Below are 24,128 nucleotides of genomic sequence, written 5' to 3' on the forward strand. Positions count from 1 at the left end.
GGACGGATGGTGTTACTCCTACAATCTCATGACAGCCCGGTGGCAGAAATCACCACGAGCGCAATCCGGGGTATGACAGCGGCGCAATGCCATGGCATCGGCTACACTGCTAAGGGCTTCATGCAGCGCTTCATGCAAGGGGATGCACATGCACGTCAAGGTTCTGGGTTCATCATCGGGCAACGATCAAGCAGCGCGGACCACCTGTTTCAAGGTGGACGCTAACTGCCTGCTCGATTGCGGCAGCGGCATCAGCGAGCTGGATACCGCCGCCATGTTGCAGATTGATACCGTGCTGCTGACGCACAGTCATCTGGATCATTGCTGCGGCCTGCCCTTGCTGGCCGACGCCCATATCAACCACGGTGGCCGCGGGGTAGATGTCTATACCCAGCCGGAAACCATCAGCGCGCTGAAACAGCAGATGTTCAACAGTGTGCAATGGCCAGACTACACCAGGGCCGCACCGGGCAATGCGCCCTGGCTGCGCCTGCATCCGGTGGAAGTGGGCGACGCCATTACCCTGCCCGACGGCATTGCCACCGCCTTGCCGGCCGAGCACAGCGTACCGGCGCTAGGCTGGCTGCTGGAAGGCCCGTGGCGCGCACTGGCCTTTACCGGCGACTCCGGCCCATGCCTGGCTTTCTGGCACTGGATCAGTCATGTGCCGTCGCTGACGGATGTGATTTGCGAACTGAGTGTTCTGAACGAGAAATCCGCCCATGCCATGGCGGCAGGTCATATGTCCCCGGCTCTGCTGATTCCGATGCTGGAAATCCTGCCGCCCAATGTCCATGTCTGGCTGACACATACCGACCATGCACAGCGCACACAGCTGCTGGAACAGGTGCGCAAGGAGCTGCCTTCACTATTGCACCTGCATCCACTGGATCAGAGCATCAGCATCGAACTTTAAGACTGCGCTGCCTTATTCGCCACGACCATAAATGCGGTTTAGTGGTGCCATGATGCGCGCCACGCTGCCATTGCGCCGGGCTTGTTCAAAGCCCTCGCGTACTTGCTGTACCAGCGCGTCGCTGGTATCACGACTGAATACCATGTAGAGCGCGGATTCCAGCTCGCTGAGCACATAGACCGGCTCGATGGCATTGCAATCCAGCCCATGCGGCGCGCACTTGGCCAGGCCCAGCGGAATCAGGTCGATGCGGCCAGCCTGCAGCATGGGTAGCAGCAGGTCACTGGAGTTCACCACCACCAAGGGCTGGCTGCCCGGCTCACCAAAGCCCTTGTGCCGCAGGTATTCCTCGCGGAAATCCATGTTCACTACCCCGATATGGTAGTGCCGGGCATCATCCAGATTGTGCACCACCACATCGTGACGACCTTTTTTGCGGAACAAGGCAATGCGGTTGGCAACCAGCGGGCCGATCCAGCGAAACTTGCTTTCCCGCTCCGGCGTTCTGGCCACCGGGAACATCAGTGTGCCGGGCTTGGCCAGCGTGGTGGTGTAGATACGTGCCCAGGGCTGGATATCAATCTGGTAAGGCAGGCGCGCAGCGTCCAGCGAGGCACGGACGACTGCGGTGCAGTAGCCCTGTATGGTACTCCCTTGCCGATAGGAAAACGGCAGGTTTTCCTCTGCCAACACAGACAGTGGCGCACCTTGTGCTGCATGACCAGCCAGCGCCAGCAGGCAGAGGGCCGACAGCTTCCGAATCCAGATACCCATCATCGTTTCATGTCACGGCTTTGCACCGTTGCTATGTATATGAACGATGCTGGTGACTCAACCAGCATCGGTAATGACGAGAGTATAAGGGTTTCTACCAAGCCGGGGTATTTATTCCCTTACTCGGCGGCCACTACATCAAAACCGGCATCTTCTACCGCGGCGGCCAATTCTTCCGGCGACACCGTCGCCGCGTCATAAACAATGCTGGCTTGCTTGTCTTGCAAGCTGACTTCCGCGCTGCTGACACCCGCCATGGAGGACAACACCTTGTTGATGCTGTTGGCGCAGCCGCCGCAGGTCATGCCTTCGATTTTCAGTTTCAGTTCACTCATGCTGTTTCCTTTGCGTTTATTTCCAGCGGCGCAGCAATAGGGAATTGCTGACCACCGAGACGGAGCTCAAGGCCATGGCCGCTCCGGCGACAACCGGGTTCAACAAGCCCAGCGCTGCCAGCGGAATGCCCAGAATATTGTAGAAAAAGGCAAAAAACAGGTTTTGCCGGATTTTAGCCAGCGTACTGTGCGACAAGCGGATGGCTGCGGCCACCTGGGTGATATCGCCCTGCATCAGCGTGATGTCGGCGGTTTCGATGGCTACATCCGAACCCGCGCCCATGGCAAAGCTGACATCAGCCGCTGCCAGCGCCGGAGCATCGTTGACGCCATCGCCCAGCATGGCCACCTTGCGGCCTTGTTGCTGCAACTCGCGCACGACTGCAGCCTTGTCTTGTGGCCGCAAACCCGCACGGTAATCAGTAATACCTGCCTGTGCCGCAATGGCGGCTGCCGTTGACAGGTTGTCACCGGTCAGCATGATGACCTGCACCCCTGTTTGCTGCAAGGCCTTAACCGCAGTCCCGGCCTCTGGCCGCAATGTGTCGGCAATAGCCAGCAAGCCCAGCAAACCGCCATTATTCGCCACAGCAATCATGCTTTGGCCAGGCAGTGGCCAGCCGGCCGGCAAGGCAGTGTCACAAGCCCAGTCCGGCCGCCCCACCCGCAAGTTGCCATGCCCTTCAAGACTGGCCGTCACCCCTTGGCCAACCTCGACCTGAAAAGCACTCAAGGGCAGCAAGGCCAGGCCACGCTGTGCCGCCTGTTGCAGGATGGCGCGCGCCAGCGGATGTTCCGACCCGCTCTCCACACTGGCCGCCAGTTGCAAGACGCGGTTTTCATCACCATCCGCAGCCCAGATGGTGGTGAGTTCGGGCTTGCCCCGGGTCAGGGTGCCAGTCTTGTCCACCAGCAAGGTATCAATGTGGCCTGCGGTTTCCAGGGCCGTTGCATTTCGAAACAACACGCCGCGGGCGGCGCCCTTGCCCACCCCCATCATGATGGCCGTAGGGGTCGCCAGCCCCAGCGCGCAGGGGCAGGCAATCACCAGCACGGCCACCGCGCGGATCATGGCCTGGCTCCAGTCGCCCAGCCACCAGCCATTGCCCAGCAAGCTGAGCAGGGCAATGCCCACCACCACCGGCACGAAGATGCCGGCAATCTGGTCTGCCAGTCGCTGGATGGGTGCTTTCGAACCCTGTGCCAGCCCCACCAGGCGGATGATTTCCGCCAGCTGGGTATGACTGCCCACACTGCTGGCGCGTACCTTGAGCATGCCTTGCTGGTTGCGCGTGGCGGCAAACACCTTGTCACCACAGCCCTTGCTGACGGGCATGCTCTCACCGGTCAGCATGCTTTCATCCACAGCGGCCTCGCCTTCCAGCACCACACCATCCACCGGCAGGCTTTCACCGTGACGCACCACTACCACATCGCCCACCTGTAACTGTTCCACGGCAATATCGTGTAACTGGCCATCCCGTTCGATACGTGCCTGACGCGGTGCCAGCCGCACCAGGCTGGCGATGGCAGCGGAGGTCTTGCCACGCGCGCGGGCTTCCAGCAACTTGCCCAGCAACACCAGAGTGATGACGGCGGCGCTGGCTTCAAAATACACATGCTGCTGTGATGCACCAGCCAGGGTGACTACCGTGGAGAGCAACCAGGCCATGCTGGTACCCAGCGCCACCAGCACATCCATATTGGCACCGCCACTGCGCAAGGCATGCCATGCCCCACGATAAAAGCGCCAGCCGACAATGAATTGCACCGGTGTGGCCAGCGCCAGTTGCAGGCCGCGCGACAGCATCAGGCCATGCCAGCCAAACAGCATGGCCAGCATGTCGATCAAGAACGGCAGGGTAAGCAGCAGGGACAGGCCAAACCAGGCAAGCTCCTTACTATCCTGAGCGGGTGTCTGCTCCGGGCTGGTACTGCCAGTGGCATCTGCCTGTGGCGTGGCGGTGAAGCCTGCCTTGCGCACGGCGTCCTGGGTATCCGCCAGTGTCAGCGCGCCTGCGGGAAACTGCAGGCTGGCCGTGTTGTTGGCAAAATTGACCTGTGCCGTCATGCCGGGCAGCTTGTTCAGCACTTTCTCCAGGCGTACCGCACAGGCAGCACAAGTCATGCCCTGGATATCCAGCTGCAGCTGCTGCTGCGGTATCGAAAAGCCAGCCTTGCTGATGGCCGCCTCTATCTGCCGCAACTGTTCCTGCCCGCCCTGATAACGCACTTGCGCCTGTTCGCTGGCAAAGTTGACGCTGGCGCTCACGCCTTCCAGCTTGCCTAATACTTTTTCCAGCCGCACGGCGCAGGCAGCACAATGCATGCCGGTGATGGGCAGGGTAACGGTAATCTCGCGCATGATGGACTCCTTGCCTGCAAGTATATACCCCCAAGGGGTATATTTGCACCCTGCGTTTTTGCCCCTCAAGCAATAAAAAACCGCAGGGCGCTGGCTGCTGCGGTTTGTGGTGGAAAGCCTGGATTCAGATCCAGTTGCGGCGGGAAAACAGCCAGATCAGCCCGATGGCAATGCTTGCCATCAAACCCAGCACCCCGAAATAACCATAGTGCCAATGCAGTTCCGGCATGTTTTCAAAGTTCATGCCGTAAATGCCGGCAATCAGGGTGAGCGGCATGAAGATCATGCTGAATACGGTCAGTACCCGCATTTGCAGGTTCAGCCGGTGCGACTGGGTGGACAAATACAGGTCAAGCATGTCAGACACCAACTCGCGCGACATCTCCAGTGATTCGATGACATGCATGGTGTGGTCGTAGGCATCGCGCAGATAGACCTGCGTCTCCTGCTGAATCAGGGTGTAATCACCACGCATCATCGTCAGCAGGATTTCGCGCAAGGGCAGAATGGAGCGGCGCAGCTTCAGACAATCATGCTTCAGGCGCTGCACCCGGTTGAGCACACCTTGCTCACGGCCATGCAGCAGCAACTGATCGGTGCGCTCGACATGTTCGGTAAACTGGCTCAGTACCCCGAAATAGTCATCAATGATGGCATCCAACAAAGAATAAGCCAGATAGTCAGCACCTTTATGGCGCAAGACACAGCGTGCACTACGCAAACGTTCACGCACGGGTTCGAACACACCGGTCGGCCTTTCCTGGAAGGTCAGCACGAAATCACGGCCCAATACGAGATACATCTGGTCGTAACTCAGACGGCCACTATCTTCCGGGAAATGAAATACACGGGTGGCAATGAACAGGTAATCGCCATAATCCTCAACCTTGGGACGCTGCCGGTTATTCAGAATATCTTCCTGCACCAGCGGGTGCAGCTGGAAGCGCTGGCCGATGGCCTGCATCACGACCGGGTCGTGCAGACCATAGACATTGAGCCACAATACCGGCTGTTCCGGCTGGTAAGCCAGCCCGGCCGCGATACTGTCAAACCGGCTTTCATTCAGCTGCTGCGGGCCGTATTCCAGCAAGGTGATGCTGCTGCTGGCCACTTTCTGCTCACCCACCGGCAGCAGCGCGCCGGGTGCTTCCCCCAAGGTGGGCACCCGTTGTTTTACCTGAGCATGGCGCATGGTTCAGCGTTGACTGATGTCGAGTTCAAAACCGACATTTTTCCACTGCGACACTTCCTGACGGAAGGCACTGGTGGTCAACGGATTGTCTTTCAGCCAGTTCTGGCTGACTGTCAGAACAAACCCTTTGGCATCCGGTTTCAGGTCCAGCTCGGCAGGCAAAACAATGGTATTGCGGCTGCGATAGAACAAGACAGCCAGACGCAAGGCCACCACCGCTTGCCACAAGGCCGGGTCGTTCACCACCTGCAGCATCTTGCCCATATCGCCACGATGCCCCAGCACGATGGTGGCGAGCATGGCCTGCTCACGCTTGGAGAAACCCGGCATGTCGGCGTTTTGCAGAATATAGGCCGAGTGCTTGTGATAGGCCGTATGAGCGATGGTGAGGCCGATTTCATGCAGCCGCGCCGCCCAGATCAGCCGCTTGAGCATGTCCTGATCCAGGTCCTCGCCGGCCACCATGCGGTACAGGCGCTCGGCCAGTGCCTGCACGCGCTCGCTTTGCGCCACATCCACGTGATAACGCCGCTTGAACAACTGCACCGTGCTCTCGCGCATGTCCTTTTCCCGCTGGCGCCCCAGCAGGTCGTACAACACGCCATCGCGCAGCGCACCCTCGGCCACGATCATCTTGTTGACGCCAAGTTCTTCGAAAATGGCAATCATGATGGCCAGACCGCCGGGCAATACCGGCAGGCGGTCAGCCTTCAAGCCGTTGAGGCTGACGTTTTTCAGGTTTTCCCGCCGGATCAGATCGGCACGCAGCTTGAGCATGCCATCCAGCGTGATGTCTGACGCAGACCAATCATTGATTTCCAGAATATCGCGCAAGGATCGGGCCGTGCCGGAGGTGCCAACGGCCAGCTGCCACTCTTCGGGGCGATATTCGGTGGTAATGCGCTGTATCTCGTTACGCGCCGCCAGCGTGGCATCGGCAAAGTTGCTGCGGCTGAGTTTGCCATCGGCAAAGTAACGCAGGCTGTAACTGACACAGCCCAGCGGCAGGCTTTCGGTCACATGCGCCTTGAACTGGCTGCCGATGACAAACTCGGTGGAACCGCCACCGATATCCACCACCAGCCGCTTTTCCCGGGTGGCCGGCAAGGAATGCGCAGCGCCGATATACACCAGCCGTGCCTCTTCCCGGCCGGCAATGATTTCAATCGGGAAACCCAGCAAAGCTTCGGCGCGCTGGATGAATTCGGCTGAGTTCTTCGCCACGCGCAGGGTATTGGTGCCCACAATACGCACCTGGCGCGGGCTGAAACCGCGCAGGCGTTCACCGAACCTGGCCATGCAGGCCAGCGCCTTTTCTTGGGTGATATCGTCCAGGTATTTGTCAGCAGTCAGGCCGGCACCCAAACGTACGGTTTCTTTCATCGCGTCCAGCGGATACAGCTGATCCTCAACGACACGGGAGACTTGCAGGCGGAAAGTGTTGGACCCCAGGTCAACTGTCGCCAGCACATCCGGAGTAGGCAGGGTGGAGGTCAAAGGCAAGCCTTTTGCATGAGGGTTTGCTACAGAGCCCGGATCAACCATCTGCGTGGCATCGGGCTCCGTCATCGATTATTCAATAAAAAATGGCAGTAACACCGAGGATGTTACCGCCATTTATACCGTTACGTCATTGCGCTTGATCAGCCGCCCAGTGTTTCCCGCTTGATGGTTTCCAGCGAGGTATGGCGGATGTCCTTGCCTTTCACCAGATACACCACGTATTCGGAGATGTTCTTGGCATGATCGCCGATGCGTTCAATGGCCTTGGAAATGAACAAGGTATCAATCGACATGCTGATGGTGCGCGGGTCTTCCATCATGAAGGTGATCAACTGGCGCAATTCGGCGGCGAAGTCGTCATCCAGCCGCATGTCTTCTTCCGCCAGCTCCAGCGCGGCCGTGGCATCCAGCCGGGCAAAGGCATCCAGCGCACGGCGCAACATGGCCAGCGCCACTTCCGCCATCTTGCGGATTTCGCGGAAGCGCGGCATCTGGTAGCGCTCGGATTGATAGATGGTCTTGCCCATGCGGGCAATTTTCTGGGCTTCGTCGCCGATGCGTTCCAGATCGGTGATGGTCTTGATCACGGTGATGATAATGCGCAGATCACTAGCGGCCGGCTGACGACGGGCAATGATGTGCTGGCAGTCATCATCGATGGCGACTTCCATGGAATTGACCAGTGCATCTTCGGCAATCACCTTGTCAAACTTGGCGATATCTCCGGACATGAGCGCATCGATAGCGGCAAGAATCTGTTGTTCCACCAGGCCGCCCATTTGCAGCACGCGAGTACGGATGGTTTCCAGTTCCATGTCGAACTGCTTGGAGATGTGTTCTGCCATGTCTGCCTCTTGAACGAATCCGGAATTCGGGAAAAAAGTAATCGTAAGCCAGCCAGATGACAGGCTGATGACATTTAATCGGAACGGGCCTGTGCGACCAGGCCCGTTGCCGGGGACAAAGCCTTAGCGGATGACTTCCACGCCATCCTGACGACCCAGCACCAGCACGTCGGCACGACGGCGGGCAAACAGGCCACAGGTGACCACGCCAGCGATGTGATTGATGGTTTCTTCCAGCTCGACCGGGGTATTGATGGTCAGGCCATGCACATCCAGGATGAGGTTACCGTTATCGGTCACCACGCCCTGGCGCAATTCCGGATGCCCTCCCAACGCCACCAGCTGACGGGCAACCGAGCTGCGCGCCATGGGAATGACTTCGATGGGCAGCGGGAAGGTGCCCAGTTTGGCGACATACTTGGTTTCGTCGGCAATGCAGACAAACTGCTCGGCCACGCTGGCGACAATCTTTTCCCGGGTCAGCGCAGCACCACCGCCCTTGATCATGTGCAGGTGATGGTTGATTTCATCGGCACCGTCGATATACACCTCCAGCTTTTCCACATCGTTCAGTTCGAACACCGGGATATGGTGGGCTTTCAGACGGGCGGTAGAAGCTTCGGAACTGGAAACAGCACCCTTGAGGCGGCCCTTGATGGTGGCCAGTTCTTCAATGAACAGATTGACGGTACTACCGGTGCCCACGCCGATAATGCAGTCTTCCGGCACGAATTCCAGCGCTTTACGGGCAACGGCCAGCTTGAGTTGGTCTTGGGTCAGCATAGTATTGGCTCCATCAGGTGAGTTCGATTGCATGTCCGGTGCCGATTATCCCACAACGACAGCCATCTGTCGGTGTGTGCAGGCTTATTGCTGCGGCATCAGCAGGCAGATTGCCTGGGCTTCGATCGCCTCGGCACGGCCCAAATAGCCCAGTTTTTCGTTGGTCTTGCCCTTCACATTGACCGCATTCACAGTAATGCCCAGATCGGCGGCAATCGTCGCGCACATCGCGTCGATATACGGTGCCAGCTTGGGGCGCTGGGCAATCAGGGTGGCATCCACATTCACCACCTGCCAGCCGGCAGCACGCACGCGGGCCACGGCTTCGCGCAGCAACACACGGCTGTCAGCCCCTTTGAAACGCTCGTCGGTATCCGGGAAGTGACGGCCGATATCGCCCAGGGCGGCAGCGCCCAGCAGCGCATCGGTGATGGCGTGCAACAGCGCGTCAGCATCGGAATGGCCCAGCAGGCCGTGTGTATGCGGAATGGTGACGCCACCCAGAATCAGCGAGCGGCCTTCTACCAGTTGGTGTACATCGTAACCTTGTCCAACTCGGAACATGGGTTTCAGTCCTTTCGTGAAGCCAGGATCGCCCGGGCCAATGCCAGGTCGCGCGGGTAGGTCACCTTGAAGTTCTGGGCATCACCATCCACCAGGCGGGGTTTATGGCCGTAATGTTCGATGGCCGAGGCCTCATCAGTCACATCAGCCGCTTCGGCGGCGTGCAAGGCACTGCCAAGCAGGCCTGCGCGGAACATCTGCGGCGTTTGCGCCAGCCACAGGCCCTGACGCGGAACGGTGGCACTGACACGCTCTTCGACATCGGCACGCTTGACGGTATCGGCCACCGGCAGTGCCAGCAGTCCCCCTACCGGGTCGTCGGCCAGCGTGGCAATCAGCCGCTCCACCGCAGTAACCGACAGGCAACAACGGGCCGCGTCATGCACCAGCACCCAGTCCTGGGCATCCGCCGACATGGCTTGCAGGCCATTGCGCACGCTTTCTGCCCGGCTGGCACCGCCAACGCGGTACACCCGCAGCTTGGGCAGATCCCAATCAAAATCATCAAACCACTCATCAGCCGGAGAAATCACTACCGCCACTTCGCTGATGGCGGCCACCTGGCTCAATACCTGCAAGGTATGCCACATCAGCGGGCGATTGTTCAGCTGCAAATACTGCTTGGGGCTGGGGCCACCAAAGCGGCTGCCGGACCCTGCTGCCGGAACCAGGGCAAGATAGCGGCTCATGTGGCATCTCCGGCGGGCGGTGCCTCCAGCGTGCGCCACAGACAGCTGCCTTTTACCGCCTTGTCCAGCTCGCCCAGATAACTGGCATGCGCCGCCAGCTCTTCCTCACTGGCGCGTTTCACCAGCAGGGGTTTGCGTTCGAACTGGATGTCACCACCCTGGCTGTTGCCGGCATCCACGTCGATGTCCATCACCAGGCTTTCCTGGCCACGGGTCATCCACAGGTACACCTCGGACAGCAGTTCACAGTCGATCAGCGCGCCGTGCAGGGTACGGTTGGAGCGGTCAATGTCAAAGCGGTCGCACAAGGCATCCAGGCTGTTGCGCTTGCCGGGGAACTGGTCACGCGCCATGGCCAGGGTGTCGGTGACCTGACCGGCCAGCTTGTTGATGCGCGGCAGGCCAAGACGGTCGAATTCGGCATTGAGGAACTTCACATCAAACGGCGCATTGTGGATGATCAGTTCGGCACCACGCATGAAGTCGGCCAGTTGCTCAGCTACCTGGGCAAAGCGCGGCTTGCCCTCCAGCGAAGCCAGCGAGATGCCATGCACCCGTTCGGCATCCGGGTCGATATCGCGCTCGGGATGGATGTACAAGTGCAGATGCTGGCCGGTGAGCTTGCGGTTGATCATTTCCAGACCGGCAAACTCAATGATGCGGTGGCCTTGATCCGGGTCGAGGCCGGTGGTTTCGGTATCGAGAATTATCTGTCTCATGCTGCTGCTTTCAGGCCGGGCGCTGGCACCCGGCCATATTCAATAAGAGGACAATGCGTTTACAGGGACTCAACGCCGCGGTTGGCCAACTGGTCGGCCCGTTCGTTGAATTCGTGGCCGGCATGGCCCTTCACCCAGCGCCAGTCGACATGCAGATGACGATTGCGTTCGGCATCCAGCATTTGCCACAGGTCGGCATTCTTGACCGGTTCCTTGGCGGCGGTCTTCCAGCCACGGGCCTTCCAGCCGTGAATCCACTCTGAAATGCCCTTTTGCACATATTGCGAGTCGGTGTAGACCACAACATGGCAGGGCCGGTTCAGTGCCGACAGGCCGCGAATGACGGCCAGCAGTTCCATGCGGTTGTTGGTGGTACCATGTTCGCCGCCAAACAGCTCCTTCTCCTTGCCCTTGAAACGCAACAAAGCACCCCAGCCACCTGGGCCTGGGTTGCCCTTGCAGGCACCATCGGTGTAAATCTCGACACAATCTTCGCTTGTCATGTTCTCGGTTCTGTTGGCTTCGCTGATGGCAACGAAGCAGGTTTATTCTTGCGGATCGCGCAACTGGCTAACCGTTGGCGGCATCTCGCGGTGTGAGGGGTGACGTTCGTTCCCGCCGGCCACCACCAAGCCCTTGGCCGGTTTGGAAGCCTTCCACGCTGGAGTGATCAGACGCATGCCGCGCTGGCGTTTGACCGCCTCGATACCGTAAACACCAGCCGCCAGCGGCCACCATTTGTCGCCCGCCTGTTCCAGAAAGCCAAAGCGCTCCAGCCAGCCCTGTTGCGACAAGGGCGGGGCATAGGCCATGAAACAGCCGGCTACTGGCTCCAGGTCGAGCAGTTTCAGCCAGTCGCGGATACGGATCAGCGGGAAAAAATTACCGCGCCACGGAATGGCTGCCCGCCCCTGAATCAGGCGACGTACTCCCCATAAGGAAACCGGATTGAAGCCGGTCATCAGTAATCTGCCCTCCGGCACCAGTACCCGCTCCACCTCGCGCAGAACCTGATGCGGCTCGGTGGTAAAATCTAGCAGATGGGGCATGACCAGCAAATCCAGACTGCGGCTTTCAAACGGCAGCTGCTCGGGGTGACATATGATTTGTGCCGCCTCCCCGCCTTCGGCTGCACGGCATTGCCAGGGAATACGGTTGGCACTCAGGAAATCCACCTGAGGCAGGCCTATCTGTACAGCATGAAAACCAAAAATATCGGCGACCGCCCGATCGAAAAACGCCTGCTCACACCGCAGCAGGTAAAGGCCCAGTTCGGTCGTGGTCAGCCACGTGGAAAACGCTTGCATCATTGAAGGAGTCCGATCCGACCATGTTTACCGTTACCCCCGTTCGGGCATTTGCCGACAATTATATCTGGGTTTTGCAACAGGGCACCGGTGCTCTTGCAGTGGACCCCGGTGAAGCCGCGCCGCTGATTGCCCATCTGGAGCAGCGCGGACTGGCCTTGCAGGCCGTTCTGATCACCCATCACCACGCCGATCATTGCGGCGGGCTGGCCGAATTGTTGCAACGCTGGCCACAGGCTCAGGTGTATGGCCCGGCCAGCATTGCCGGCGTCAATCAGCCGGTCATGGAAGGCGCCTGCGTGCACTGGCATGACTATGCTTTTGATGTACTGGCACTGCCTGGCCACACACTGGACCACCTGGCCTATTGCGGTCATGGACAACTGTTTTGCGGCGACACCCTGTTTGGTGCCGGTTGCGGTCGCCTGTTCGAAGGCAGCCCGGCACAGATGCTGGCCTCACTGGACAAGCTGGCCGCCCTGCCCGATACCACCCGTTTTTATCCGGCGCATGAATACACCTTGTCCAATCTCAAATTTGCCCTGGCCGTCGAGCCGGACAATGACGAAATCCAGCTTAGGCAATTGCTGGATCAAAAACAGATTGCCATGGGGTTGCCCACCTTGCCGACCGAACTGGGACTGGAGAAAACCACCAATCCATTCATGCGCAGTCACGTGGCAGCGGTAAGACAGCAAGCCAGCCGTCATGCCGGTAAAACGCTGGATACGCGACTGGAAGTGTTTACCGTGTTGCGTGAATGGAAAAACACTTTCCGCTGAAATTCATTCCGGGTAGATCATTCTTGTTAAAAGCCTGCTTGCCGGAATTGATTGCTTTTGAATGACCGTTTTGCGCAAAGCTCATGAAATGATTTGGCTTTTTCGATTGACACACCCATGGCCGGTGTTTAGCATCGGCCGAGATCAGAATTCCGGGCTGGCCCAATGAAAAGAATCACCCCATTGGCACTTTCGCTGTCATTTGCATTTTCCCTCCCCGCGCTGGCGCATGCCGATTCAGGCGCATTCCGTCAGTCGGTAGGTGTTGATGAAGCACAGGCTGCCGGCCTGGACATGATGCTGCTGAACTCCAGCCTGCTGCGTAATGGCGACAATGTCTGGGAACGCGCGCGCGAAGGCTTCCAGCTGACAGAAGTCAACGCCGACATCGTCCGCAAGCAGGAACGCCTGTACAGCAGCAAGCCCGAGTACTTCAAACGCATTCTGGATCGCGGCCACAAATACCTGTTTCACATCATGAATGAAGTGGAACGCCGTGGCATGCCCACCGAAATTGCTTTCCTGCCCGTGGTTGAAAGTGCCTTTGTCCCCACCGCCAATTCCCCGGTGGGTGCGGCTGGCCTGTGGCAGTTCATGCCGGCCACCGGCCGCCATTACGGCCTGGAACAAACCTGGTGGTATGACGGCCGTCGCGACATCATGGAAGCCACGCGCGCCGCGCTGGACTACCTGCAAAACCTGTACGCACAATTTGGCGACTGGAACCTGGCACTTGCCGCCTACAACTGGGGCGAAGGCAATCTGGCACGCGCCATTGCCCGTGCGCAGGCCGCAGGCCTTGAGCCCACCTACGAAAACATCAAGATGCCGAATGAAACCCGCAATTACGCTCCCAAGCTGATTGCGGTGCGCAACATTCTCAGCCAGCCTGAGAAATACGGCATCCGTCTGGACAAGTTCCCCAACAAGCCCTACTTCATTGCGGTATCCACCGGACGTCACATGGATATTGAAGTAGCAGCCAAGATGGCAGGCATGTCGGTTGCCGAATTCAAGGAACTGAACCCGGCGTTCAATCTGCCGGTCTACGCGCACAAACCCGGTCGTCAGATGCTGATTCCGCTGGCCAAGGCCGACAAGTTCGATTACAACCTGGCCCACTGGGACAAACCCTTGCTCAGTTGGCAGGTATATACCCCGACGGCGGATGAAAACGTGGCCAGCGTGGCCGAGCGCTACGGCATGAGCCCGGGTGAACTACAAAACGTCAACAAACTCGGTTCACGCAATCTCACCGCAGGCCGACCGCTGCTGGTTGCGCTGCGCGGCAAGAGCGATGGCGCCACCCCGCTTGATAGCACCGATAACAACCTGACCACCAACGACAGCCTGATTGCCAGCGCCAAACCGCAGCCGGTGACCATTGTTGCCGAGCAAGCCAAGCCTGTTACGGTAGCCATAAACACTCCGACAGTTGCAAAGCAGCAGCCCCTGGCAGCCAGCATTCGTCCGGTAGCCGAAACCAGCAGCCCAGCCATTACTGTCGCATCGGCTGAGCAGAGCGTAACACCGAGCACGTCAACTGCGGCCGCCGTCACAACAAGTACCATTCCAGCACTCAATTCTGTCGCCACTGTATCAGCCAATGTGGCTGATGTGGCAGAAACTGTTGCAGCCAAACCCGCCAGCAAGCCGCAGGTACTGGCCAAGGCCGAGGCCCCCAGCCTGCCTTCCGGCAATACGCCGCCGCCCAAACCGCTGGAAGCCCGTCTGGCCAGCGTCAACCCGGCAGCCAGCCAGCACACCGTGGTGGGTGGCGATACCCTGTTCAACATCTCGCGTCGTTATAACGTGAGCGTGGCCGACCTCAAGTCCTATAACAACCTGAGCGACAACACCGTCAAGCTGGGGCAGGTTATCCGGGTAAAACCCAATCCGCTGGCCAGCAACACCATGCTGGCTGAAGCCGTACCCGCCCCATCCGCGCAGGATGAGGCGCTGGTCAAGGTCAGTAGTGGCACAACGGCGGCCACCGGTGCCGTTCCGGCCGAATATGTGGTGCAACGTGGTGACACCGTGTACAGCATTGCCCGTCGCTTTGGTGTGAACCACGCCGACATCCAGCGCTGGAACGATGCCAATCAGCTCATCCGTCTGCAGCCCGGGCAGCGCGTCCGCATCGAGACCCAGGGCCTGTAATCCCTTGCAGACCATCCATGAAAAAACCCGCCTTGGCGGGTTTTTTTATTTCCGTTCAACCAGTACTGCACTCAGGCACTTATTCCGGATTCCGGCTGTCCAGCAAGATGGTGACCGGGCCATCATTCACCAGACTCACCTGCATGTCGGCACCAAACACACCTGTCGGCACGGATTTACCCAGCACTTGCGCCAGGCTGGCCACAAACTGCTCAAACAGCGGACGCGAGATCTCCCCTCGCGCTGCGCGGCTGTAAGACGGGCGATTTCCCTTGCGCGTAGAAGCAAACAAGGTGAACTGGCTGACAGCCAAGGCCTCGGCACCACAATCCAGCAGTGAGCGGTTCATCACCCCGTCAGCGTCGCTGAAAATGCGCAGCTGGCTGATCTTGCGTACCAGCCAGTCGATATCCTGCTGCGTATCCACCTCCTCCACTCCCACCAGCAACAGCAAGCCGGCAGCAATCTGCCCGCAGGTTTCTCCCGCCACTGTCACCTTCGCTTTACTCACCCGTTGAACAACCACCCGCATGCCCGCATCTCCAATAATCAATCCAGCATTCTAACCGCGCGATCCGCATGATGAACATTCCGGCCACAGTTATCACGGCTCCGCTACAATTCACCCCATTCCGCTGCAAGGACACCACCCATGTTGATGGTACTTTCCCCGGCCAAGACGCTGGACTACACCACGCCACCGCACACCAAGCGCTACACCGAACCCGGTTTCCTGGCTGACAGCCAGCAGCTTATCACCGTGCTGCGCGAGAAAAGCCCGGCCGACATTGCCAAGCTGATGGACATCAGCGATGCGCTGGCCACCTTGAATGTAGGCCGCTATCACGACTGGAACCCGGTATTCACACCTGATAATGCCAAGCAGGCCGTTCTGGCCTTTCTGGGGGACGTATATGAAGGTCTGGACGCGGCCAGCCTGAACGAAACCCAGCTGGACTATCTGCAACACCATCTGCGTATTCTGTCCGGTCTGTACGGCCTGTTGCGGCCGCTGGACCTGATGCAGCCCTACCGCCTGGAAATGGGTACCCGGCTGGCCAATCCACGCGGGGCCAACCTGTATGCCTTCTGGGGGGAGCGTATCACCGATGCACTGAACACACTGCTGGATGGGTCAGACAACCCGGTGCTGGTGAATCTGGCATCTGACGAATACTTCAAATCGGTCAAACCGGCCAAGCTGCACGGCCGCTTGATCACTCCAGTATTTCAGGACTACAAGAACGGTCAGTACAAAATCATCAGCTTCTACGCCAAACAGGCACGTGGCTTGATGGCGCGCTGGGCAGCGCTGCACCAGGCAGACATCCCGGAAGCGCTGCAAGACTTCAACCTGGCCGGTTATCAATTTGATAGCAGCGAGTCAGACACCCAGCGCTGGGTGTTCCGCCGCAGGGCAGAATAAGTCGTGTAAGTCACGCTTACAGTTTGTTATCCAAAGGACCACCCTGCTCGAATGCAGTCGCATTGGCCAGGGTGGTTTCTGCAATATTGTCCAGCGCTTCACGCGTCAGAAAGCCCTGATGCGCTGTCACCAACACATTGGGGAAGGTGAGCAGCCGGGCCAGTTGATCATCCTGCAGGCCGGCCTCGGAGTGATTTTCAAAAAACACGCCCTCCTCCATCTCGTACACATCCAGCCCCACCCCAGCCAAACGCCCTTCTTTCAAAGCCGAGATCAGAGCCGCGGTTTCAATCAGCCCGCCCCGACTGGTATTGATCAGCACCGCCCCAGTTTTCATACCTTCCAGTGAACGGGCATTGATCATGTGCTGGGTTTGCGCTGTCAGTGGCAAATGCAGGCTGACTACATCGCACTGCGCCAGTAAATCTGGCAGCGTCACATAGTCAAAACCCAGCTTTTCATCCAGCCCGGCCTGTGGAAATACGTCAAATGCCAATACCCGCATGCCAAAACCTTTGGCAATGGCAATGGTAGCCTGGCCAATGCGCCCGGTCCCAACCACGCCAATAGTCTTGCGATACAGATCGAAACCGACCAGCCCGTCCAGCGAGAAATCCATTTCACGCACCCGGACATAAGATTTGTGAATGCGCCGCACCACGGCCAGCAATAGCGCAAACGCATGCTCGGCCACCGCATGCGGAGAATACGCAGGAACACGCGTCACCGTGATGCCGTGCTGACGGCAAGCTGTCAGATCCACGCCATTGAAACCGGCGCAGCGCAAGGTAATCAGACGCACGCCACGCGCCGCCAGGCTGGCAATCACGTCGGCATCCAGCCGGTCATTGACAAAAGGACAGACCGCATCGACATCGTGCACCAGCTCCAGCGTGTCACGGTTGAGCCGTGGCTCGAAGTAGCTCAGCTGATGACCGAATTGCTGATTGGCACCATCCAGGCTTTGGCGGTCGTAATTTTTGGTATCGAAAACAGCAATGCGCATGATGGCCCTCTGACGGCAATGGATGGCTTTTCAGTATAACCTGCCAACCAGCGCGCACTCGCTTGCAGAAGACCGGACGAGTGACATTGCATCACCACCGCAGCCCTGGGCACAATTACGGAAAATAAATAACAAAAAACCCCGTAGAAGCCATGTTCTATCGGGGTTTATTTGCCAATGCCAGCTGTTGCCGACATTATTTTTGGTTGCGGGAGCAGGATTCGAACCTACGACCTTCGGGTTATGAGCCCGACGAGCTACCAGACTGCTCCATCCCGCGTCAGTGTTCTGTCGCTGTCTTCTGCGGTGTTTCTTCAGAAGAGGAGTGCATAGTACAAGTACGGCACTCTTCTGTCAACAGTTTCTTAAAATTTTTTTAATATGACAGCTGGCTTATTTGTAAAACTTATTAACATTTGCCTGCTTACATGACACATCTTCTCAACATTGCTGCCCTAAAGTATGAACTGTGTTACCGCCAATCACTTCTGCCCCAAGAGTGCTTGGCAGCCCGCCGCACATCCCGTCACCGTTCTTGCGGTGAAGGTGCGACAGACAAGTAGCCAGTGCAGTTCGAATCGTTCTGCGCCACCCCCTCAGGTGTGCAGCACGTATTCTCCTAAGTGTTCATCACGGAAATTCAAGGCCGCCTCCCCGGGCGGCCTCTTTTTTTGTCCTTATGAAACCGACAGCGGGCGGTTTGCCCGCAATCTGCGCCGGCCTAGCCAAGTGCCAGCCAGCAGCAAGCCCATGATGCCGTAGCTGATGAAGGGCGACAGTATCAGGAAACGTTCCACCGGCAGCAGCCAGATCAGCAAGGCACGCAATAAGGTTTCGGCACACAGCCCAGCGCCCCACAACAAGGTGAGCTGACGGATGCCGCGACGAAATGCCGGTTCCTGCCAGCGTACGTCAAACCGCCACTCTTCTTCGGCCGACTCGCGCGCCACCGTGGCACGCGCCAGATAGAACAGCAAGGGCTTGGGCAGCAATAGTGACAGCAGGAATGCCAGGCCGATCAAACCAGACAGCAAGGATTCGCGCATCAGCAATATCCGCGGGCTACCACCAAGCAGCATGGCCAGCAATGACAGGGCAATACCGCCCAGCACCATCACACTCAGCGCATCGATACGGCGAAAACGCAACAGCTCGACCACACTCCAGGCGATAGGGGGCAATGAAGACGCAATCAGCCCGGCAGTTTCACCCCACTGCGGCTGAGCCCAGCGATAGCACAACCAAGGCAGCAAAAAGTTGGCAAGCAGTTCGGGAGTCAGTTTGTGCAGGCGGGTCATGGGGAATTCGGCTTGGCAAACACGCAGGTGTTTATGATACGGCAGAATTCATCCGCCATCAGCACCAGAAAACAAAACCCCGCCGACGGCGGGGTGCTTTGCTTGGTATCGACCCGGGTTCGTCAGGTCGGTTGTGGGCTCAGGCTGCGGCGTGTATCACGCCATTGGCCGGATAGAAGGCACTGGCCAAGCCAAGTACCGACTGGAACGTCACTTCAAACATCTTGCCTACCTGGCGGATGCTGACGACGGTGTAGTGGACGATATCGCCACTGTCTTTATGCTCAAGTACGGTGTAACCCGGTTTCAATTGAGAGATTTGCATTTTTGTATTTCCTTGTTTTTTTTATCATTGCGACAAAATTTTAGTTTGATCTAAAGGTTTAACACGTTATTGACAAATAAGCCAACAATATAGTTCCACATCGTTATGATGAAAGACTCTAACAGTCCCAAATGACACATTCATGACGTTTTTCTGGCACAACAAAGAAAAAGCCCTGCCGCATCAAGGGCAGGGCTGTATGGGGGCGAAACGCCGTCCGCTTAACCGATACGCATGCCCGGTGCCGCGCCCTGATCCACGTCCAGCAGGAACAGGCCGGAATTGTCATCGGCACCAGAGGCGCAGACGATCATGCCTTGCGACACGCCAAAACGCATCTTGCGCTCGGCCAGATTGGCCACCACCACCACATTGCGGCCCACCAGCTTTTCCGGTTCCTGATAAGCAGAGCGGATGCCGGAGAAGATGTTGCGCTGTTCAAAGCCCAGATCAACCGTGAACTGCAACAGCTTGTCCGAACCTTCGACAAAGTTGCAGGCCAGTACCTTGCCGATGCGCAGGTCTACCTTGGCAAAGTCGTCGATCTTGATGGTGTCGGCCAGCGGCTCGTAAGCAGCGGCAGCCGGGGCGTTGCTGGTGGCTTGCATATTCTGTTTGTTTGCTTCGATCAGTTTGTCGATCAGCGCCGGGTCGATGCGCTGCATCAGGTGCTGATAGGTGTTGATGGTCTTGCCCAACAGCAGGCTGTCGGCATCAGCCCAGGCCAGCGGCGCCACGCCGAGGAAGGCTTCCACGCCTTCGGCCAGCTTGGGCAGTACCGGCTTCAGGTAGATGGTGAGCAGGCGGAAGGCGTTGATCAGCACAGTGCAGACTTCTTGCAAGCGTGCATCCTGCCCTTCCTGCTTGGCCAGTTCCCACGGCTTGTTGGCGTCGACATAGGCATTCACCTCGTCGGCCAGTGCCATTACATCGCGCAGTGCCTTGGCGTATTCGCGGGCTTCAAACGCGGCGGCCAGTTCCGGCGCAGCGGCTTGCAGCTTGTGCAGGATGGCCGTATCCACCACGCTGTCGGCCAGCTTGCCGCCAAAGCGCTTGCTGATGAAACCGGCAGAGCGGCTGGCGATATTGACGTATTTGCCCACCAGGTCGGAATTCACGCGGGCAACGAAGTCGTTCAGGTTGAGGTCGATGTCTTCGATACGGCCGTTGAGTTTGGCGGCCATGTAGTAGCGCATCCATTCCGGGTTCAGGCCGCAGTCCAGATAGCTCTTGGCCTGGATGAAAGTGCCACGCGACTTGGACATTTTCTGCCCGTCCACGGTGAGGAAGCCATGGGCAAACACACCGGTGGGTGCGCGCAAACCGGAGTAATGCAGCATGGCCGGCCAGAACAGCGCGTGGAAGTACAGGATGTCCTTGCCGATGAAGTGATACATCTCGGCGTCCGAATCCGGTTTGAACCAGGCGTCAAAATCGATGCCCTTGCTGTCGCACAGGTTCTTGAAGCTGGCCATATAGCCGATCGGCGCGTCCAGCCACACATAGAAGTACTTGCCCGGCGCATCCGGAATCTCAAAACCGAAATACGGGGCATCGCGGCTGATGTCCCAGTCCTGCAGGCCGCCTTCGATCCACTCGTTCATTTTGTTGAGCGATTCCGGCTGCAAATGCGGCTGGCTCACGCCATCGGCACGCACACTGTTGCCGCTGGTCCAGCCCTTGAGGAAGTCGGCGCATTCGCCCAGACGGAAGAAGTAGTGCTCGGAAGTTTTCAGTACCGGCTTGGCACCGGACACCGCCGAGTACGGGTTCTTCAATTCGGTCGGGTTATAGGTGGCACCACAGACTTCACAGTTGTCACCGTACTGGTCCTTGGCGCTGCACTTGGGGCATTCGCCCTTGACGAAGCGGTCCGGCAGGAACATCTGCTTTTCCGGGTCGAACAGCTGCTCGATGGTGCGGCTGGAAATCTTGTCATCCGCGCGCAAGGCCTTGTATACCTGCTCGGCAAATGCCTTGTTTTCCGGGCTGTTGGTGCTGTAGTAGTTGTCGTGACCAATCAGGAAACCCTGGGAATCGGCCAGGTGCAGTTCGCGTACTGCATCCACCAGCTGGGTGGGGGTGATGCCCTGCTTTTCCGCGGCCAGCATGATGGGGGCGCCGTGGGTGTCATCCGCGCACACGTAATAGCATTCGTGCCCGCGCATTTTCTGGAAACGCACCCAGACGTCGGTCTGGATCTGTTCCAGCATATGGCCCAGATGCAGCCCCGCGTTGGCGTAAGGCAGTGCACTGGTTACCAGAATCTTGCGTTTGCTCATTGGGTGTTCCTGAAGGTAAGCGATCTCAAGCCGTCGATTATAGAGCCGTATCGCCTCACGGGTCACGGCACAGTTCGGCAAAAACCCGGTAGATTGCCGACAAAAGCCATCTAACCGGGTTGTTATGCAGGGGAATTGGTGGTTTAGCTGTTCTGGCCTTGCAGCTCCAGCGGCAGGTAATCGGCCGGCGCGGCGCGTTCAGCCATGGCCTGCGGCACCGTGCGACGTGCCAACACTACAAACAACAAGGCAGTCAATACCGAGCAGCAGGCAAAACCGGCAAGGCCACCAGCCATGTAAGCCAGGCGGAACAGCTCGATACCCAGCGCATAGCCAGCCATCGACAGCATGCTCATGGCTGCCGATACAGCGCCCTTGGCCACGGGCGAGGACATCAGGGCAAAGCGGTACAACACACCAAAGCTCAGCCCTTCGCCAAAACTCATCAGGCTCATGCCGGCGACCATCAGCCATACCGGCTCGGTGGCAAACAGCACACCCGCCAGCATCAACAGCAGTCCGCCGACAATCGGCCACATGCCAAGCCATACCGAACGCCCCAGCGGCCAGCGATCCGCCAGCATGGCCAGTACAAAGTTGCCAGCGATGAGACCGCCAAATACCGGCAACTGCATCAGGCCATATTGCAGAGTGCTCATGCCAAGGTCGCGCACCAGCAATACCGGCGACAGCGCAATCCAGCCCATCAGCGGCAGGGCCAGCAGCGGAATACACAGGGCAGACAATACAAAACGCGACTGTTTCAACAAGCGCAGGTAATCTGCCCCCATCTGGCTCAAGGGCTGGCGGCCTTGTTCCGGCACCACGGTTTCCGGCATCTTCCACCACAGTCCCAGCAGGGCAAAGCCAGCCAGTGCGGCAATTACCAGAAAGCAACTGCGCCAGGGGGCGATTTCCACCAGCGCGGCACCGGCCAGCGGGCCCACCAGCGGCGCGATCAGCGCCACATTGGCCATCAGCGCAGTCACCTTGACGGCGGCGGTTTCTTCAAACGCCTCTTGTACGGCGGCATAGCCAACGGCATTGATAAAGCACAAGCCCATGCCCTGTACTACCCGCAGGGCAATGAAGCCTTCGATGGAGTGGACCAGATAAGTGGCAAGACAGGACAGCATGAAAAAGGCCACGCCGAACAACAGTACCGGGCGACGGCCGATGCGGTCGGACAAAGGGCCGGTCAGCCAGGGCAGCAAGGCACCGCCGACCAAAAAGGCCGTCATGGAGGTGGGAACCCAGCTGCTACTGACCAGAAACTCGCGGGTAACCTGCAACATGGCGGGTTGCACCATGTCGTTGGTAATGTAAACAGCGAACTCGAACAACACCAGCGCCAGCGGAAACAGCAGGTTTGCCGGGCTGAGAGAAATATGTTTGGACTGCAAGACAACAACCTTTCTTGGCAACAAAGAACATGGCCACGGCCTGACAGGGCCGAACCCGCACTGACAGCAGCAAAAACAGCCGCGCCAGCACGAAAAAAAGCCCGGAATTCTACACAGATCAAGTGCTTGCAGCAAATTGTTTCGAACTGAAGCAGTTTACCATTCTGCAGCCTGCTATCTGGTCAAGCCCATAGCCAGCGCAGGCGTGCGGGAGTAACATGCCCACTTGCAAAAGGGACAACGCAGCTGTCCAAAAACATAGTAAAATTGTCGGGTATTCACCCACTTCCATCGCCCCCATGCTCTCCAAACTGACCAAGCTGTTCGGCAACAAGCCGGACGCAGATAGCGCAGCCGATACCATGACCCTGACCGACGCCCAAGTGCTGGAGGCCGTTGCCGGCCTGATCGACAGCAATACCGGTAAAACCTATGCCGCCGCCAAGGCAGTAAAGAACATCAAGATCAGCGCTGATCAGCTGTCGCTGGACGTGGTACTGGCCTACCCGGCCGCCAGCCAGTTTGAACGGGTGGCCGAAGCATTCCGCAATGCCTTGCAAGCCGTCGCGGCAGGCCGTGCCTTGAATGTAAGCGTAAGAAGCCAGATTACCAGCCATGCCGCCCAGCGCGGCGTCCCCCTGTTGCCTGGCGTGAAAAACGTGATTGCCGTTGCCTCCGGCAAGGGTGGCGTGGGCAAATCCACCACTGCAGTCAACCTGGCGCTGGCCCTGCAAGCCGAAGGTGCGCGCGTGGGCATTCTGGATGCCGACATCTATGGCCCGTCCCAGCCGCTGATGCTGGGCCTGCAAGGCCAGCGCCCGGAAACACCGGATGGCAAGAGCCTGCAACCCATCATCAATTACGGCATCCAGACCATGTCCATCGGTTATCTGGTCGATGCCGACCAGGCCATGGTGTGGCGCGGCCCCATGGTAAGCCAGGCATTGCAACAACTGCTGAATGACACCCGCTGGGACAATCTGGATTATCTGGTGATCGACATGCCGCCGGGCACGGGTGACATCCAGCTCACCCTGTCGCAAAAAGTGCCGGTGACCGGCGCCCTGATCGTCACCACCCCGCAGGATATTGCCCTGCTGGATGCCCGCAAGGGCGTCACCATGTTCCAGAAAGTGGGCGTGCCCATTCTGGGCATGGTGGAAAACATGGCTATCCATATTTGCAGCAACTGCGGCCATGCCGAACATATCTTTGGCGAAGGCGGTGCTGCGCGCATGGCCACCGACTTTGGCGTGGAAGTGTTGGGCTCGCTGCCGCTGGACATGGGTATCCGCCTGGCGGTAGACCAGGGCAAACCCACGGTCGCTGCCGACCCGGATGGCAACGTGGCCGCTCTGTACAAGGACATTGCCCGCAAACTGGCGGTGAAGGTGGGCGAAAAAGCCCAGGACTTCTCCGGCAAGTTCCCCAAGATCGTCATTCAGAACAACTGA

Annotated in this window: 23 protein-coding genes and 1 tRNA gene; 5 read left to right on the top strand and 19 right to left on the bottom strand. The window is 58.5% G+C overall.

The genetic code is table 11. The annotated features are described in order from the left end of the window. Positions 1-148 precede the first annotated feature (148 nt). Entirely contained in the window at positions 149-916 is a 768-nt protein-coding gene (locus HWX34_RS02635; RefSeq protein ID WP_178970857.1) for a 3',5'-cyclic-nucleotide phosphodiesterase, read from the top strand. Between the two features lie 12 nt (positions 917-928). Here HWX34_RS02635 and HWX34_RS02640 read toward each other — a convergent pair whose 3' ends face one another. The 12 genes from HWX34_RS02640 to HWX34_RS02695 all read right to left on the bottom strand — a co-directional run bounded on the left by HWX34_RS02640 (position 929) and on the right by HWX34_RS02695 (position 11,995). Continuing rightward, positions 929-1,693 (bottom strand): ABC transporter substrate-binding protein, encoded by a 765-nt coding sequence (locus HWX34_RS02640; RefSeq protein ID WP_178970858.1) that lies wholly within the window; start codon positions 1,691-1,693, stop codon positions 929-931. A 116-nt stretch (positions 1,694-1,809) separates the two neighbouring features. Next, positions 1,810-2,025: a heavy-metal-associated domain-containing protein gene (locus tag HWX34_RS02645; protein ID WP_178970859.1), complete on the bottom strand. Its 216-nt coding sequence runs from the start codon at positions 2,023-2,025 to the stop codon at positions 1,810-1,812. A 16-nt stretch (positions 2,026-2,041) separates the two neighbouring features. After that, positions 2,042-4,390, bottom strand: coding sequence for a heavy metal translocating P-type ATPase (locus HWX34_RS02650; RefSeq protein ID WP_178970860.1), 2,349 nt, complete (start codon positions 4,388-4,390; stop codon positions 2,042-2,044). A 124-nt stretch (positions 4,391-4,514) separates the two neighbouring features. Further along, the gene (gene corA, locus HWX34_RS02655; protein ID WP_178970861.1) at positions 4,515-5,582 is read right to left on the bottom strand and encodes a magnesium/cobalt transporter CorA; all 1,068 of its coding nucleotides are present in this window, start codon (positions 5,580-5,582) and stop codon (positions 4,515-4,517) included. 3 nt (positions 5,583-5,585) lie between these two features. After that, positions 5,586-7,052, bottom strand: coding sequence for an exopolyphosphatase (ppx, locus tag HWX34_RS02660; protein ID WP_370459660.1), 1,467 nt, complete (start codon positions 7,050-7,052; stop codon positions 5,586-5,588). 173 nt (positions 7,053-7,225) lie between these two features. Then, on the bottom strand, positions 7,226-7,930 hold the full coding sequence (gene phoU / locus HWX34_RS02665; RefSeq protein ID WP_178970862.1) for a phosphate signaling complex protein PhoU: 705 nt from the start codon (positions 7,928-7,930) through the stop codon (positions 7,226-7,228). 123 nt (positions 7,931-8,053) lie between these two features. Next, positions 8,054-8,713, bottom strand: a complete 660-nt coding sequence (rpiA, locus tag HWX34_RS02670; RefSeq protein WP_178970863.1) for a ribose-5-phosphate isomerase RpiA — start codon at positions 8,711-8,713, stop codon at positions 8,054-8,056. 84 nt (positions 8,714-8,797) lie between these two features. After that, positions 8,798-9,277 carry a 2-C-methyl-D-erythritol 2,4-cyclodiphosphate synthase gene (gene ispF, locus HWX34_RS02675; RefSeq protein ID WP_178970864.1) on the bottom strand — a complete coding sequence of 160 codons (480 nt, stop codon included), beginning with the start codon at positions 9,275-9,277 and terminating at the stop codon, positions 8,798-8,800. A gap of 5 nt (positions 9,278-9,282) precedes the next feature. Further along, the gene (gene ispD / locus HWX34_RS02680; protein ID WP_178970865.1) at positions 9,283-9,966 is read right to left on the bottom strand and encodes a 2-C-methyl-D-erythritol 4-phosphate cytidylyltransferase; all 684 of its coding nucleotides are present in this window, start codon (positions 9,964-9,966) and stop codon (positions 9,283-9,285) included. After that, positions 9,963-10,685 (bottom strand): DNA polymerase III subunit epsilon, encoded by a 723-nt coding sequence (dnaQ, locus tag HWX34_RS02685; RefSeq protein WP_178970866.1) that lies wholly within the window; start codon positions 10,683-10,685, stop codon positions 9,963-9,965. The genes ispD and dnaQ overlap by 4 nt, the downstream gene beginning before the upstream one ends. A 59-nt stretch (positions 10,686-10,744) precedes the next feature. Next, positions 10,745-11,188: a ribonuclease HI gene (gene rnhA / locus HWX34_RS02690; RefSeq protein ID WP_178970867.1), complete on the bottom strand. Its 444-nt coding sequence runs from the start codon at positions 11,186-11,188 to the stop codon at positions 10,745-10,747. Positions 11,189-11,230: 42 nt separating this feature from the next. Next, positions 11,231-11,995: a class I SAM-dependent methyltransferase gene (locus HWX34_RS02695; RefSeq protein ID WP_178970868.1), complete on the bottom strand. Its 765-nt coding sequence runs from the start codon at positions 11,993-11,995 to the stop codon at positions 11,231-11,233. A 20-nt stretch (positions 11,996-12,015) separates the two neighbouring features. Here HWX34_RS02695 and gloB point away from each other — a divergent pair, with 20 nt between their 5' ends. Then, positions 12,016-12,774, top strand: coding sequence for a hydroxyacylglutathione hydrolase (gene gloB / locus HWX34_RS02700; RefSeq protein WP_178970869.1), 759 nt, complete (start codon positions 12,016-12,018; stop codon positions 12,772-12,774). A gap of 165 nt (positions 12,775-12,939) precedes the next feature. Beyond that, positions 12,940-14,934, top strand: coding sequence for a LysM peptidoglycan-binding domain-containing protein (locus tag HWX34_RS02705; protein ID WP_178970870.1), 1,995 nt, complete (start codon positions 12,940-12,942; stop codon positions 14,932-14,934). A gap of 79 nt (positions 14,935-15,013) precedes the next feature. Here HWX34_RS02705 and dtd read toward each other — a convergent pair whose 3' ends face one another. Next, the gene (dtd, locus tag HWX34_RS02710) at positions 15,014-15,466 is read right to left on the bottom strand and encodes a D-aminoacyl-tRNA deacylase (RefSeq protein ID WP_178970871.1); all 453 of its coding nucleotides are present in this window, start codon (positions 15,464-15,466) and stop codon (positions 15,014-15,016) included. A gap of 120 nt (positions 15,467-15,586) precedes the next feature. Between dtd and yaaA the strand changes: the two genes are divergently transcribed. Continuing rightward, positions 15,587-16,360 carry a peroxide stress protein YaaA gene (gene yaaA, locus HWX34_RS02715; protein WP_178970872.1) on the top strand — a complete coding sequence of 258 codons (774 nt, stop codon included), beginning with the start codon at positions 15,587-15,589 and terminating at the stop codon, positions 16,358-16,360. A 16-nt stretch (positions 16,361-16,376) separates the two neighbouring features. Here yaaA and HWX34_RS02720 read toward each other — a convergent pair whose 3' ends face one another. The 6 genes from HWX34_RS02720 to HWX34_RS02745 form a co-directional block, all read right to left on the bottom strand. Beyond that, entirely contained in the window at positions 16,377-17,366 is a 990-nt protein-coding gene (locus HWX34_RS02720) for a 2-hydroxyacid dehydrogenase (protein ID WP_178970873.1), read from the bottom strand. 203 nt (positions 17,367-17,569) lie between these two features. Further along, positions 17,570-17,646 (bottom strand) — tRNA-Met (locus tag HWX34_RS02725). 397 nt (positions 17,647-18,043) lie between these two features. Continuing rightward, positions 18,044-18,664, bottom strand: coding sequence for a VC0807 family protein (locus HWX34_RS02730; protein WP_178970874.1), 621 nt, complete (start codon positions 18,662-18,664; stop codon positions 18,044-18,046). 139 nt (positions 18,665-18,803) lie between these two features. Continuing rightward, positions 18,804-18,989, bottom strand: coding sequence for a hypothetical protein (locus HWX34_RS02735; protein WP_178970875.1), 186 nt, complete (start codon positions 18,987-18,989; stop codon positions 18,804-18,806). A 221-nt stretch (positions 18,990-19,210) separates the two neighbouring features. Then, positions 19,211-21,271, bottom strand: a complete 2,061-nt coding sequence (gene metG / locus HWX34_RS02740; RefSeq protein WP_178970876.1) for a methionine--tRNA ligase — start codon at positions 21,269-21,271, stop codon at positions 19,211-19,213. Between the two features lie 143 nt (positions 21,272-21,414). Next, on the bottom strand, positions 21,415-22,674 hold the full coding sequence (locus HWX34_RS02745; protein ID WP_178970877.1) for an MFS transporter: 1,260 nt from the start codon (positions 22,672-22,674) through the stop codon (positions 21,415-21,417). A 299-nt stretch (positions 22,675-22,973) separates the two neighbouring features. On the opposite strand from HWX34_RS02745, the gene apbC reads away from it, so the two are divergent. Beyond that, the gene (gene apbC / locus HWX34_RS02750) at positions 22,974-24,128 is read left to right on the top strand and encodes an iron-sulfur cluster carrier protein ApbC (RefSeq protein ID WP_218645025.1); all 1,155 of its coding nucleotides are present in this window, start codon (positions 22,974-22,976) and stop codon (positions 24,126-24,128) included.

Origin of the sequence: Aquitalea sp. LB_tupeE (genome assembly GCF_013391415.1) — a bacterium.
Taxonomy (GTDB): domain Bacteria; phylum Pseudomonadota; class Gammaproteobacteria; order Burkholderiales; family Chromobacteriaceae; genus Aquitalea.

What these genes read in the sequence shown, in the direction of transcription:
- HWX34_RS02635 (WP_178970857.1), top strand. Translation starts at nt 149, where the DNA reads ATGCACGTCAAGGTTCTGGGTTCATCATCGGGCAACGATCAAGCAGCG.
- HWX34_RS02640 (WP_178970858.1), bottom strand. Translation starts at nt 1,693, where the DNA reads ATGATGGGTATCTGGATTCGGAAGCTGTCGGCCCTCTGCCTGCTGGCG.
- HWX34_RS02645 (WP_178970859.1), bottom strand. Translation starts at nt 2,025, where the DNA reads ATGAGTGAACTGAAACTGAAAATCGAAGGCATGACCTGCGGCGGCTGC.
- HWX34_RS02650 (WP_178970860.1), bottom strand. Translation starts at nt 4,390, where the DNA reads ATGCGCGAGATTACCGTTACCCTGCCCATCACCGGCATGCATTGTGCT.
- corA (WP_178970861.1), bottom strand. Translation starts at nt 5,582, where the DNA reads ATGCGCCATGCTCAGGTAAAACAACGGGTGCCCACCTTGGGGGAAGCA.
- phoU (WP_178970862.1), bottom strand. Translation starts at nt 7,930, where the DNA reads ATGGCAGAACACATCTCCAAGCAGTTCGACATGGAACTGGAAACCATC.
- rpiA (WP_178970863.1), bottom strand. Translation starts at nt 8,713, where the DNA reads ATGCTGACCCAAGACCAACTCAAGCTGGCCGTTGCCCGTAAAGCGCTG.
- ispF (WP_178970864.1), bottom strand. Translation starts at nt 9,277, where the DNA reads ATGTTCCGAGTTGGACAAGGTTACGATGTACACCAACTGGTAGAAGGC.
- ispD (WP_178970865.1), bottom strand. Translation starts at nt 9,966, where the DNA reads ATGAGCCGCTATCTTGCCCTGGTTCCGGCAGCAGGGTCCGGCAGCCGC.
- dnaQ (WP_178970866.1), bottom strand. Translation starts at nt 10,685, where the DNA reads ATGAGACAGATAATTCTCGATACCGAAACCACCGGCCTCGACCCGGAT.
- rnhA (WP_178970867.1), bottom strand. Translation starts at nt 11,188, where the DNA reads ATGACAAGCGAAGATTGTGTCGAGATTTACACCGATGGTGCCTGCAAG.
- HWX34_RS02695 (WP_178970868.1), bottom strand. Translation starts at nt 11,995, where the DNA reads ATGATGCAAGCGTTTTCCACGTGGCTGACCACGACCGAACTGGGCCTT.
- gloB (WP_178970869.1), top strand. Translation starts at nt 12,016, where the DNA reads ATGTTTACCGTTACCCCCGTTCGGGCATTTGCCGACAATTATATCTGG.
- HWX34_RS02705 (WP_178970870.1), top strand. Translation starts at nt 12,940, where the DNA reads ATGAAAAGAATCACCCCATTGGCACTTTCGCTGTCATTTGCATTTTCC.
- dtd (WP_178970871.1), bottom strand. Translation starts at nt 15,466, where the DNA reads ATGCGGGTGGTTGTTCAACGGGTGAGTAAAGCGAAGGTGACAGTGGCG.
- yaaA (WP_178970872.1), top strand. Translation starts at nt 15,587, where the DNA reads ATGTTGATGGTACTTTCCCCGGCCAAGACGCTGGACTACACCACGCCA.
- HWX34_RS02720 (WP_178970873.1), bottom strand. Translation starts at nt 17,366, where the DNA reads ATGCGCATTGCTGTTTTCGATACCAAAAATTACGACCGCCAAAGCCTG.
- HWX34_RS02730 (WP_178970874.1), bottom strand. Translation starts at nt 18,664, where the DNA reads ATGACCCGCCTGCACAAACTGACTCCCGAACTGCTTGCCAACTTTTTG.
- HWX34_RS02735 (WP_178970875.1), bottom strand. Translation starts at nt 18,989, where the DNA reads ATGCAAATCTCTCAATTGAAACCGGGTTACACCGTACTTGAGCATAAA.
- metG (WP_178970876.1), bottom strand. Translation starts at nt 21,271, where the DNA reads ATGAGCAAACGCAAGATTCTGGTAACCAGTGCACTGCCTTACGCCAAC.
- apbC (WP_218645025.1), top strand. Translation starts at nt 22,974, where the DNA reads ATGCTCTCCAAACTGACCAAGCTGTTCGGCAACAAGCCGGACGCAGAT.